Here is a 13,453-nt window from a genome sequence, read left to right on the forward strand (position 1 = left end):
GCGATAACTGAAGAAAGGAATTTTGTGATTATTAATAAATGACCGCTAATATATTACAAGTATGGAACTGATTAAGAATACTGAATTTGGAGGAGAACGACCATTGTTCGAATCTCACGATCTCCGTCTTGAAAATGTAATTATCAGGGCTGGCGAATCTGCCATTAAAGAATGTAGCAATATCGAGACTTTCAAATGCCGTTTCGAAGGAAACTATCCTTTCTGGCATGTACACGGTTTCAAAATAGACAAGTGCTATTTTGATGTGGGTGGACGTTCTGCCCTATGGTATTCAGACCACCTGAAGATGACAGACACAGTGATAGACGCTCCTAAAATGTTCCGCGAGATGAGCGAAATAGACATTGAGAATGTAACGATGAACGACGCGGATGAAGTGTTCTGGCGCTGCAACGGAATACGTGTAAAAAATCTTGTTCTACATGGAGGTACTTATCCGTTCATGTTCAGCAACAATATATATGTGGACGGATTGGAAAGCGACAGCAAGTATGTTTTCCAGTATGTGAAGAATGTAGAAATCCATAATGCCAAAATTACTACAAAGGATGCTTTCTGGGAGGTAGAGAACGTAACGATTTATGATTCGGAGCTTAATGGTGAGTATTTGGGATGGCATTCAAGAAACCTACGTCTTGTGAACTGTCATATTACCGGTGAGCAACCTCTTTGTTACGCTCATGACCTTGTGTTGGAGAACTGTACTTTCGGACCGGACTGCGACCGTGCATTTGAGTATAGTACGCTGCATGCCGATATCCGTGGTGCCATAACCAATATCAAGAATCCGATGTCGGGATGTATTGTTGCGGATGAATATGGTTCCATCACAATAGATGAGAACATCAAGGCTCCGGCAGATTGTGAAATCAGACTTAGAGATGAACGTACCTGCTTTACAGACTAAATACACGAACATGATGTACGATTTTGATAAAATAATCCCTCGCAGGGGAACAAATTCCTATAAATGGGACAGTATGCCTGAAGATAAGGATGTGCTTCCACTCTGGGTGGCAGATATGGATTTCCGTACTGCACCTGCGATAATTGATGCCCTCGCCAGAAGAGTGGAACATGGGATATATGGATATGTACACGTTCCTGTTAAATATTACAAGTCCGTAATAGATTGGTTTGACAGGAGACATAATTGGCTGATTGACAGAGAATGGTTTATCTATACTTCCGGAGTGGTTCCAGCTATATCTGCCGTTATAAAGGCTCTGGCTGAACCAGGAGATGGAGTGATAGTGCAAACACCTGTCTATAACTGTTTCTTTTCATCTATAAGGAATAATGGATGCCGGATTATCACAAATCCGCTTAAATATGAGAACAGGACTTATCGCATAGATTATGAGGATCTGGAACGCAAGGCTGCAGCTCCAGACACTAAGCTCATGTTGCTCTGCAATCCGCATAACCCTGCCGGTAGGGTCTGGACACGCGAAGAATTGTGTCGGATAGGGGAGATTTGTATAAAAAATCATGTGACAGTCATTTCCGATGAAATCCATTGTGAACTGGTTTTTCCGGGACACGTTTACACTCCGTTTGCGTCAATCAGCGAAAAACATTTACAGAATTCGGTAACATGTATTTCACCTAGCAAATCATTCAATATGGCAGGATTGCAGATAGCCAATATTATCGCTGCCGATGATAGAGTACGTCAGCAAATAGATAAGGCCATAAACATAAATGAGGTGTGTGATGTCAATCCATTCGGAATTGAAGCTACCATAGCAGCATATAACCAAGGAGAGGAGTGGCTGATTCAACTTCTGGATTATCTTAAAACAAACTACGATTTTTTGTGCGATTTCTTTACCAAAAACTTGTCTCAATTCACGGTAACTGAATTAGAGGGAACATATCTGGTGTGGACAGACTGCAGTATATTACACATGTCATCAGACGAGCTTCAGGCATTACTACTGGAAGAGACAGGATTGTGGCTTAACAGCGGTACAATGTATGGAGAAGAAGGAGAAGGTTTTATGCGCTGGAATATAGCATGTCCGCGCGCTGTATTGGAGGATGCCATGACGAGGTTCCTGAAGTTTGTATCTACACGATGTGATTGAATACAGATGAGGTAAATAATCCTTAATATAATCAGGGCTTTTTCAACATTATGCGGATATTAATATAGATAAAAATAAACTTATAGGGAAAATAAAAAGCCATGGCAGAATCAGTAATTGATATCAGCCATGGCTTTATTTCTTTATTCTATGTTTTTTGTCATTATAGAGTCTGTAGTCACAAATACAGAGTCATTAGTAGTACTCCTTGAGTAACCTAAATCGGCCAGGTCATCTCGGAATCCTTTGTATGTACCTTCTCTTTGAGTATAAGCCTTGAATTCTACACTTCCGCTACTAAATTTTACAGTTCCTATTTCTTCTTTACCGTTCATTATCACATCAGACGGTATATTTTTGAATGTTCCTGTCCAACTGTAACTTTTGATGTTTCCTTCTCTGTTATCATCAAATATACATTTAAATTTAAAATGGTCGGATGCCTGTTGTATGGTTATTTCCGTATTTGAATTGTCTGTAAGATTTGTATATACTCCTACGACATTGTTTTCAGTAACTTCTTCTGTGCTACAACTTATAAAACCTGAAATCATAGCCACACATAAGATTAAAAAATAAGCTTTTTTTCTGATTAATTCAATTAATGGATTTGTTTTCATAAGATTGGTATTTTACTGTTATCATGATACAAAATTAAGTAATATATATGAACAAAAAAAGAGACTGCCGGGGAAAATTGCAGTCTCTTGTTCTTTAGGGACAAACTCTTTTGTCTCTCTGACTTACTCACTTTCACAAGCTTGAAGTCAGGATATATAAATCTATTACTATGAAAAACATGCGAATATAACCATATTCCGTGATATATGCATTATAAAAGCTCGGAAAACTGCCTTAAATTAACAGTAATTATATCAAAATGTTATTTCTTACACAAATCTTTATAATCACAGTACTGACATTTTTCTTCAATTTCTGTTTGAGAAAAACTTGTTTCAAGATTGAAAATTTCCTCTAAAAGAATGTTAAGATCTTCACGGAATTCATCTTCATGGATGCTGAAATCATCTACGTCTTCTCTTTTTCTGGCCTCTCCCATCTGTACTACCGGTGAGTAGCTTTCCGATGCCGCCTTGTGTATATAGAGCAGGGAAGGGGCAACCTTCAACGGATTGTTTTTCTCTCTCAGTTTCTTGCAGACAATTGATGCGTACATAAATGTCTGGAATATGTAGTTAGATCTTTTCTTGTCTTGGATGAACAGTGACTTTACGTCAGGTGGACACTGTGCATCACCACCAGTTTTGTAGTCCACTATTCGCAAAGTATTGTCTTTAGTATCCATACGGTCTATTATACCACCAATTCTGGATTTGATTACGCCTTTCGGAGTTTTAATTTCAATCTCTTCATCTACGAATTTCTCTGAAGCAGTAAATGTGAAAGGAGCATATCTCAGGTCATTTCTTAACAGCTGTTTTATGTATCTCAGAATTACTGCCGAGTTTATGAGTTGCAATCCGTTGTACTCGGGACATTCTGTCAGAGGTATATTGAAGAACAGTTCCTTGAAACCATTGTCAACATATTCCTGGAGTTTTACATCGTTTTGCAAAAGCTTTTCAAGAGAGTTGCTATCTATCACTTTTCCGTGCGCTGTGAGATCTTTGTAGATATGTTCGGCTGCATAGTGGAATATGCTTCCGAATTTTGCAGAATCTATATCCGCACTTACTTCATCGGGCGCTGTCAATAAAGCTACATATTTGTAATAAAATTTCAGGTTACAGTCTATGTATGTGTTGAGTGCAGAAGGTGACAGAAGAGCCTTTTTATTTGCTCTGATATCAAAATTGCTCTGCATGCGTTTCATTATTTCCGGAGTCTTCTTTATCTCAATTTTCTCAGTACCCTGTGGCGATTGTGCGGCTTCCAGTCTTTCACGTTTGATGTCGAATCCCCATTCAATTAGCAACTGAAGCATGAAGCGTGACATCTCTCCTCGGTTTATTCCGTCGCTTGAAGTGTTGAAAAGAAGAGTCACTTTTTCAGCTCTTTGCAACAGTCTGTAGAAGTAATATGCAAAAACGGCTATCTTATGGTCTATAGTAGTCATACCGAAAGCCTTTCTGATATTGTAAGGTATGAACGAGGCATCGCTTCCGCTTTTTGGCAGTTGTCCTTCGTTCACCGAAAGCATTACTACATTTCTGAAGTCAAGATTTCGTGTTTCAAGTACTCCCATAACCTGCATACCGATTGCCGGCTCGCCGTGGAACGGAATGTTGGCCGACTGTATGACGCGTGAGAGCAGTCGCTTAAATGTACTTTGGTTCACATCAAGGTCGCCTTCTTCTATAAGAGAGTTAAAACGGTTTACCATGGTATATGCTTTGAACAACGCTTCGCGATACAGTTGGTCAAGAGCTGTATCCATAGTAGCTGATTTCTTCTGATATACGGCTGCTACCTGTTTCAGTACTGTAGAAATCATCTGACAGATAGCATGGTTACTGTTGCAAGGCGTGAATATGGTTTCTGTAGTTTCGTCCTTTTTCAGTTCCGAAGGAAGAGGGTAGAAGCGGTTGTCGTGGATAAGAGATTTCTCCAGCTTCTCTGCTTCCTCGCTCAGGAGTTGTGTGTATGGATGTTTAAGCACACTCAAAACTTCGGTAAACAGGAACCTGCCGTTTGACGGATTGTAACCTGAAGTGTGAAGTTCAATAAGCGAGTTGATAAAGCTGCAAGCAGGAGTCTGCGACAATGGAAATCCCATCGTAATATTGATATGACGTATATTTTCTGGCAGAGAATGCAGCACCGGCTGTAGTAAAGATTCGTTACACAATACTACCGCTGTTTCCTTTTCTTCCTCTGTCAGGTTTGTTCTTATCCATTGCGGAAGATACCTTGCCTGTCCGTTTTCGGTAGGCGATTCAATATATGTAATATCTTTCGGGGAGTTCAGATTGTTGAATACAGATGGTGGAAGTTCCGATGGAAAATCCCTTAGGTTGCGCTTTATGAATTCACCTGCCTCGTGAGGGTGCTTGTTGAGATAGAAATTGTCGTAATCCCAATAGAACATAGCCTTTCCAGCCTTATCAAGTTTCTTGAACAGAGTATGTTCCACCTTATTCAGCACGTTGAATCCCACGAAGACATATCTATCGTAAGGGAGTTTGTCAATATCCATAGATTCTGTTATTTCTCTGTACATCATACCCTCGTAAGCTATGCCCTGTTCGCGAAGTATGGCTTTGAATTCTGTATATATTTCTCCTAGTACGTCCCAGATGCTGATAAATCGTTGTTTCAATTCTGTAACCTTGTCGATGGAGAAATTCTTGAAGAACTGGCTCAATGCTTCCTTCTGTCCTTCTTCCAGAAACTCATATCCATTGTCGTTAAGTTCGTTCAGATCCTTGATGTTACGGAACATGGCTTCAGTGTCCACCATATTCTTGTCCGCATCGTCAAAGTCGCTTATAAGAAGTTCACCCCAGAAGTAGAAGTCGTCTAGCGATTCCTTGCTGCCGGTTATGTTTACAAACACCTTATAGAGTTCGCATACAAGTTTTACGGGGTCACCAATCTGTAGGTCTGATACCTTGCGGAACAGTTCGCCTATACTTATATATGCGGGCGACCATATAGGTCTGTCAGTTTCCGATGCCAGATATTCATTGAAGAACAGTCCTGCTCTCTTGTTCGGGAAGACAATGGCTGTACGGGCAAAGTCGCCGTTTGTCTTCGTATATAAATCGTGAGCTACAAGCTTTAGAAAAGTTTCCATTTCTTTTTAAATAAATCGTTACACATTCTCAAGTTCTCCGGAATAGACATACCATATATATCCTTTTATGTCAGTATATCCCATTTCCGATAGCAGGGACATATACTCTCTGACTTGTGTGGAGTATTCCGGCTTTTTCTTTCCGAACTTGAAATCTACCACAACTACCTCGTTTCCCTTCATCATAACTCGGTCCGGACGTCGGGTCTGCATCTTTCCCTGTTCATCATTATAGATTATGGAACATTCGTTATACAATGTCCATTCTCCACTATACCAGTCCTTCACTTCATCAAGGTTCAAAGCTCTTTCTGCTATCTCATATATCTCTTGGGCTTTCTCTGTCGATTCTATTACACCTTCAAACAGAAGTCTTTCTATGGCGGCAATCAAATCTTCCTTCGTATCGATAGATGCAAAAAGAGTATGTAGCAGCTGTCCCTGTCTGATATATTGCGAACGAAGATTTTCTTCCTCATCCTCATCGCCTCTGATGAAGTCGGCCGAGCGGTTGGACTGCTTGAAGTCAATCTCCGTTTCAAGTGATTCAATCTTTACGTTTACAGCGTCAGGTATGGCTACAAGTCTGTTTGTGGAATCTGATTTTTTCTTTTCGCCGCTAATGCAGATTTCTCCGTATTCATATACGATAGGTTCGTCGTTTTCTTCCTTATTCTCTTCGTCTTCCTCATCAAGTTCAGGCATGTTGTATGTCATTTTTATTTCTTTCATGCAGTCTATTGATTCTCTCAGCAATTTTGATACGGTATCTTTCTGCTCGTCCTTGCACCACACTATCAGGTTCTTGCATGCACGTGTGAATGCAACATACAGCAGGTTCAGATTATCTACCCACAGTTGCAGACGTTCTTCTCTATAACTGTCGCTGAAATATGATTCAGCCATGGCAGATGAATAATTCACAGGAGTAAGGTCAAGTTCACAGAACGGTTCCTTGTCGGCATCCGCTTCGTTTATCCTGCACCACAACATGTGGTTGAAAGTTTCATTCTCCATCTTCCAGTCACAGAACGGTAGTAACACGGTGTGATATTCCAGGCCTTTCGATTTGTGGATTGAAAGGATTCTGATACCTGATATTTCGCCCGACGGGATAGTCTTTGCATAAAGAGTATCGTTCCAGTATGTCAGGAATGAGGTCAGTTCCGAAGAATTGTTCTGCATATATTCAGTCACCGCATCATAGAAGGCACAGAGATAGGCATCCTGCTCTTCTATCATATCCATGCGGAAAATCACGAACAGTTTCTCAAGAAGCTCATACAACGGCATAAGACTCATCTCCGGCAGCATAAGACGGAACTCGGCAGGTAGATAATCCTCAACGCTATTCAGAAGTACAGTGTTGTAATCCACGTCCTTTTTGAGGATTTCCTTCTGATAAGCCACAGCCAGTCTTGCACAGGCTATTCTGTCAGTAGGCTCAGATATATACCTTAGTCCGTCGATGAGCATACACACCGCAAGCGAAGCGTCAAGCCGGAAAGCTTCGTCCGAAACAACGCGGTATGGAGTATTCTTGTCGAAGTAATCGGCTATGGCAGGTATGCTTTTGTTTTTTCTCACCAGAATGGCAATGTCGTTCACTCTGACACCTTTCTTTACGAGAGAGTCAACCTCCTCTGCCAGCAGTTCCATAGTGGTATCGGTGTATGGATGTCTCTCGCTGTTTTTCAGGAAAGATATCTTGATATATCCTTCCTTCGTATCCTTTGATGTTTTCTGGCGGACATCACTGTACGCGTCAAGCAGTTGTGTACAGTCTTCGCCCTCATCAACCTTGTATCTTTCGTTCAGAACCTTACAGGCAGATGTAAATATATCATTGTTGAATGCTATGATGTTAGCCTCACTTCGCCAGTTTGTATCCAGCGTTTTCGAGTTCAGGCGGAAACTTCTATCCTTGTCCAGTCCGGCAAGAATCTTCCAGTCGCCGTTTCTCCAGCGGTAGATACTTTGCTTTATGTCGCCCACTATCATACTGCCTTCCTTCTGCGCGAGACTTTCTTCAAGCAGAAGATGGAAGTTTTCCCATTGCATACGCGATGTGTCCTGAGACTCGTCTATCATCACGGTGTCAATGGTAGTACCTATTTTCTCATATACGAAGGATGCGTCGCCCTCCCTGATGATGCTGTGCAACAGAGCGTTGGTATCCGAAAGCAGGAAACGGTTATGATTAAGGTTCTGTTCCCTTACCTCGCTGTCTATGCGCATAAGTAATTGCAGATTGTTGAGATATCGGAGTGACATGTCGCACGAGTTCAGAACCTTGTTGCTTGCCATTCTCGTGCTCTCCGTATCATTAAGCACTTGTATCAGTACCTGGTCTGCAAGTGATATAATAGTACTTTTATATGGAGAGGTCTTTGTTGTCCAGTTTTCCGCACCTTCCAGGCATTTTTCAACAGTGGTATTTCTTACGTCATCGCTCAGTTTTCCCGAAGCAATTTTATTGAAATAGCTTGCTATGCCTCTGGCACCGTTCTTTAAATCAGTAGGGTTTAGTCCGTTTGCTTTCAGAATTTCCTGAAAGTGTTCGTTGAATCCTTTCATTGTGTCAAGTATGGATTCGCGTTTTTCCTGGAGTTTTTTCCTGTATTGCGGAATAAACTTAGTGTCCTTCAGCTTCTCACGTAATGCCACGCCTTTTTCTATATATGCCTCGTCAAAGATATTGCGACCGAAACCTTTAATTTCGGAAGATACATTCCATCTTTTGTCGTCTGCTATTCTTTCTTCTATATATTCAAGCAGCCAGTAGAGTGTGGGAGACATGCGGTCCAGTTTCTCAATCATACTGTCCACTGCATCACTTAATACATCGGTATTGTTCAGCTCGATTGTCATATTTGCGCCAAGTTCAAGCTCTCGGGCAAGATTTCTCATAACCGACTGGAAGAACGAGTCGATAGTCTCTATTCTGAAACGGCTGTAGTCGTGGATTATATTCTTTAGTGCAGTGTCAGCTGCTTTTCTTATTTCGTCAACACTTTTATCGGAAGTCTTTATTATCTCTTTCAGATATCCGTCGGACGATTTCAGCGAAGTGGCGATACCGTACAGCTGACTGAGGATTCTTTCCTTCATTTCCGTAGTAGCCTTGTTGGTGAAGGTAACGGCTAAGATGCGTCTGTACGAGTAAGGGTCTTCTATCAGTTGTCTGATATATTGCACTGCCAGGGTAAAAGTCTTTCCCGAGCCTGCCGAAGCCTTATATACTAATAATCTTGGGTCCTGTTCCATATAGAGTGGTTATTATTGTAAAATTTTTTCAGCTATTTCCATATATCTTATTATGTCCGTAGTGAGTTCCTTGACATACTCTCTCGAACGTTTATGTCCGAGGCGAACCACTATGGCATTCTTCGAAGGTATGGCTATGATATATTGTCCCAGCATACCTCTGAAGTACGGACATTTCTTTCCTTTGTAGTCCATAATCCATGTCTGGTAGCCATAATATGAAAGTGGGTCTTTGCCCCACTGGTCTTTCAGATATGATGCCGGTGTCATGGCCTCTTCTATATATTCCTTGCTGACCAGTTGCCTTCCGTTCCAGTTTCCTTTGTTCAGCATCAGACGTCCGAATCTTGCGGCATCCCTTGCAGTTGTGTGGAAGCAGCAGAATGATTTCTCATCACCGTTCTTCTTGTCGAGTAGCCAGAAAGCATCCTGTCCCGCCATCATCGGTTGCCAGAGCTTCTTCTCTGCATATTGGCTGATGGTTTCGCCAGTTGCCGCTTCAAGAACAAATGACAGCAGCTGTGTCTCACCGCTTCTGTAGGAATACTGAACTCCCGGAGTATCTACTATATCAAGGCCCATGATTAGTTCGTAGAGGTCGTTGCCGTAATATCCGTGCGTGGTTACAGAGAAAAGAGAAGCGTAAGCCTCGTCCCAGTCCATTCCGGCACTCATTGTAAGCAGGTTTCTGATAGTGATGCCCTTTTGCCTTCCACGGTTATATTCAGGGATATATTTCATTACCTTATCGTCCACACTGCCTATTTTACCCTCGTCTATGGCTATTCCCACAAGTAGTCCCACTATGCTTTTAGTGGCAGAAAACAGGTTTGAAGTCAGGGTGTCGTTCCATCCTCCGCGATAAGTCTCGTACAGAATACTGTCATTTTTTATTACCAAGAAAGACACCGTTTTCATATCGTCTATGTACGCCGAATCCTCCTTTGAGAGATGAAAAGAATTGTAATCCTCCGAGACAGCCCATTCCCAGCAGGAATCGGGCGCATGAACAGTGGCATGTTCGAAAATACCTAGGTCGTCAATAGTAGGAAACCAGTGGATCAGTGCCTTTTTGGCATAGAAAGGCAGGCACAGATACGCTATAATTATGGCAATAGGTATCGCTATGAGAATTTTTTTCCCTGTTTTCATAATTTTTTTTGTTTATGATCGAACAAAAGCTATAGTTCCTCTGTTATATATTTTGAAAGTTATACAAAAGCTTAATATTCTTGTTTGGTTTTATGTTGGAGTTATGTTTTTAATTCCTCATTAATTAAAAGTCCGTCAGTGTTTGTGAAAATACTGACGGATTTTCTTTTTAGGTTTTGCGTTAAGCTTAAATGGTTTTTAAATGGCATTTAAACGGTGTTTAAATACTGTTTAAATGCTATTAAAACTCCATGATTTTTGTATCTTTTTGCAATTAGATCTATTCCTGCGAAATAATATTCATATACTCCTCATACGATATGTACCTTCCACCCATTGACTTCAGGTGCGGAGTCTCGAACTGGCAGTCTATCATCAGTCCGCCTCTCTCTTCAAGGAACCATGCCAGATGTATAAGAGCAAGTTTTGAAGCACTTGGAACAAGCGAGAACATACTCTCACCGAAAAAGCATTTCCCCAATGCTACACCATAAAGTCCGCCTACGAGCTTGTCATCCTCCCATACCTCCACACTGGCTGCAAACTGCTGTTCATGCAGTCTGATGTACGCTTCCGTCATTTCCGGGCCTAGCCATGCGCCTTCTTCATCCTCGCGCAGCTTTCCGCAATTGCGTATAACATCCTCAAAAGCTTCGTTAATGCTTATTCTGTACTTGTCTTTGTTTATCAGTGTACGCATGGAGTGCGATACATGTATCTCCGAAGGGAAGATTACGAATCTCTGCATAGGACACCACCATTCTATGACCTGTCTCTTGAAGGCATACCACGGGAATATACCGTAAGAGTATGCCAGCAGCAGTCTGTCTATTGACAAATCACCGCCTATGGCAAGCAGCCCGTCCGGCTCTCCCAAATGAGGATCCGGAAAGGCAAGTCTTTTACTCAACTTGAATACCATGCCTCATCACTTTTTCAGGGTTATGGCAGGAATATTATTCTCAATGCCGACAAGAGCATGGCCACCGTTCTTCAGCTTGCCGAAAAGCATTTCCTTGACGAACAGCGGTTTCAGGTGATGACCTATCACTCTGTCCATTTCGCGTGCACCGTATTCCTTGGTTATACTCTTCTTCAGCAACCATTCCTTGGCATCAGTACCTATTTCCATAGTCACCTTGTTAGCTTCAAGTTTCGCGCTGAATTCTCTCAGTTTCTTTTCGAGGATAAGTTGAGCCATGTTACTGTCCATATCGTTGAACACCACAGTGGCAGAGAGTCTGTTCAAGAACTCAGGCTTGAATGTCTTCTTAACCTGTTTCAGCATGGAATCTCCTGCAGTGGCCTGTCCCTTGAACCCAATTGAAGCTTGATGTGCATACTGTGCTCCTGCATTCGATGTCATAATCAGAATCAGATGTCGGCAGTCCGACTTGCGTCCCTTGTTGTCGGTAAGCACGGCATAGTCCATCACCTGTAAAAGTATGTTGAATATGTCCGGATGAGCTTTTTCTATTTCGTCAAGCAGCAGAACACAGTTTGGAGTCTTGCGTATGGCATCTGTCAGAAGTCCGCCTTCTTCATAGCCCACATATCCGGCAGGCGAGCCGATAAGTTTCGCCACAGTATGTTTCTCCGAATATTCACTCATATCGAAACGTACCAGACCTATACCAAGTTCGGCAGCAAGGACTTTTGCAATTTCTGTCTTACCAACGCCTGTAGGACCTACAAACAGCAGACTTGCTATAGGCTTGTTGTCATCGTTCAGTCCGGCCTTCGACATCATAACTGCTTCAGTCACCTGAGTGATAGCCTGATCCTGTCCGTAGATAAGCGCTTTCATCTTGGCTGGCAGATGCTCAAGCTCTGTATTATCTTCCTTGGCAGTGATGGATTCTATCTTACACATTCTTGCAAGGATGTCAGAAATAAGTTCTTTTGTAACGATATTTTTATCTTTCCCGTCGTTGTGTATTTCCCTGTATGCACCAGCCTCGTCTATCAGGTCGATAGCTTTATCGGGTAGGAACTTATCTTTGATGTATTTGTCACTCATGCTTACGGCATACTCAATCACTCCCTTACGATACTTCACGTTGTGGAAAGTTTCGTATCCCTTTATAAGTCCTTTTATAATCTTGACTGTATCGTCAATGCTTGGTTCGAGAATATCTATCTGTTGGAAACGTCTTACCATTCCCTTGCTTCCTGCAAAGTATTTGTTGTACTCTTCGTAAGTGGTTGAACCAACGAATTTTATATTTCCTCCTTCAAGGTATGGTTTAAGCATATTCGATGCGTCCAACGATCCGTCACTGGTTCTTCCGGCACCGATAAGATTGTGGATTTCGTCAATGTAGATGATGGCTTTGCCCTCTTTCTCAGCTCCCAACATAATACCTTTCAGTCTTTTCTCAAACTCACCACGGTACTGTGTTCCGGCTATGATACCGCCAAGGTCGAGCTCATATATGCGGTAACCTTTCAGTTTCTCCGGCACATTGCCTTTCTCTATCCTTTCTGCAAGACCATATATGAGAGAAGTCTTTCCGACACCTGATTCTCCTATATGCAAAGGATTGTTCTTTTCCTTGCGGCACAGAACCCTGATAGTCTTTTCAAGTTCTTCTTCTCTTCCGATAAGCGGATTATGGCTCTCTAAATTGTCGTTTATGCAGGTTACGAAGTTCTTCCATGTCTCGTTTTTTTCATAGCCGTGTTCATGATCAAGAATGTCATCGTAATCATAGCTGTATTCATCAATGAGCATGCTTGTGAACTCGGCAATATCATCTTTCAAGGTATTTTTCAGGATGTATGCTGCCCAGGAGTCTGTCAGTTCAAGCATACCCTGTACCAAGTGTGGAACATCTATCTCGTTGGCTCCTGAGAATGTGACAATCATGTGTGCCTTTATGAAAATCTCTGCCATTTGAGTAGAGTTTTCCGGCTCGTATTGCGTTCCTTCAGGCAAGACCTCGAATTTTGTGTTCAGAACTTCCTTTACGTTTTTCTCCAGCTTGTTTATGTTGCAAGCCATGTCCTCAAGTGCATATACGAATTCATCCTGTTGCATTAGGGCATACAACAGGTGCTCGGGAGTAACAAATTCGTGTCTCCTGAACTTGGCTTCCGTATGTGCAACTTCCAATGCTTTATTTACGTGTTTAGTATATTTCAAGTCCATATTTTCTGTTGTGAA

At 41.8% G+C, this 13,453-nt stretch carries 8 protein-coding genes; 2 read left to right on the forward strand and 6 right to left on the reverse strand.

Annotated features, from left to right (window positions below; translation table 11 throughout):
• Positions 1 to 61 precede the first annotated feature (61 nt).
• Positions 62 to 928 (forward strand): DUF3737 family protein, encoded by an 867-nt coding sequence (locus NW213_RS05540; RefSeq protein ID WP_258322093.1) that lies wholly within the window; start codon positions 62 to 64, stop codon positions 926 to 928.
• A 10-nt stretch (positions 929 to 938) separates the two neighbouring features.
• Complete coding sequence (locus tag NW213_RS05545) at positions 939 to 2,111, forward strand: MalY/PatB family protein (RefSeq protein WP_258322123.1); 1,173 nt, start codon at positions 939 to 941, stop codon at positions 2,109 to 2,111.
• Positions 2,112 to 2,254: 143 nt separating this feature from the next.
• Here the strand turns inward: NW213_RS05545 and NW213_RS05550 are convergent, their stop codons facing one another.
• The 6 genes from NW213_RS05550 to NW213_RS05575 form a co-directional block, all read right to left on the reverse strand.
• Positions 2,255 to 2,665 carry a hypothetical protein gene (locus NW213_RS05550; protein WP_258322094.1) on the reverse strand — a complete coding sequence of 137 codons (411 nt, stop codon included), beginning with the start codon at positions 2,663 to 2,665 and terminating at the stop codon, positions 2,255 to 2,257.
• Between the two features lie 329 nt (positions 2,666 to 2,994).
• Positions 2,995 to 5,868, reverse strand: coding sequence for a PD-(D/E)XK nuclease family protein (locus NW213_RS05555; RefSeq protein WP_258322095.1), 2,874 nt, complete (start codon positions 5,866 to 5,868; stop codon positions 2,995 to 2,997).
• A gap of 18 nt (positions 5,869 to 5,886) precedes the next feature.
• A complete protein-coding gene (locus NW213_RS05560) occupies positions 5,887 to 9,135 on the reverse strand; it encodes an exodeoxyribonuclease V subunit beta (RefSeq protein ID WP_258322096.1) in 3,249 nt (1,082 codons plus the stop codon).
• 12 nt (positions 9,136 to 9,147) lie between these two features.
• Entirely contained in the window at positions 9,148 to 10,287 is a 1,140-nt protein-coding gene (locus tag NW213_RS05565; protein ID WP_258322097.1) for a serine hydrolase, read from the reverse strand.
• Positions 10,288 to 10,567: 280 nt separating this feature from the next.
• Positions 10,568 to 11,209, reverse strand: a complete 642-nt coding sequence (aat, locus tag NW213_RS05570; protein WP_258322098.1) for a leucyl/phenylalanyl-tRNA--protein transferase — start codon at positions 11,207 to 11,209, stop codon at positions 10,568 to 10,570.
• A gap of 6 nt (positions 11,210 to 11,215) precedes the next feature.
• On the reverse strand, positions 11,216 to 13,438 hold the full coding sequence (locus NW213_RS05575; protein WP_258322099.1) for an AAA family ATPase: 2,223 nt from the start codon (positions 13,436 to 13,438) through the stop codon (positions 11,216 to 11,218).
• Positions 13,439 to 13,453: the final 15 nt, after the last annotated feature.

It is taken from the genome of Bacteroides sp. ET336, assembly GCF_024733815.1.
Lineage (GTDB): Bacteria > Bacteroidota > Bacteroidia > Bacteroidales > Bacteroidaceae > Phocaeicola > Phocaeicola cellulolyticus.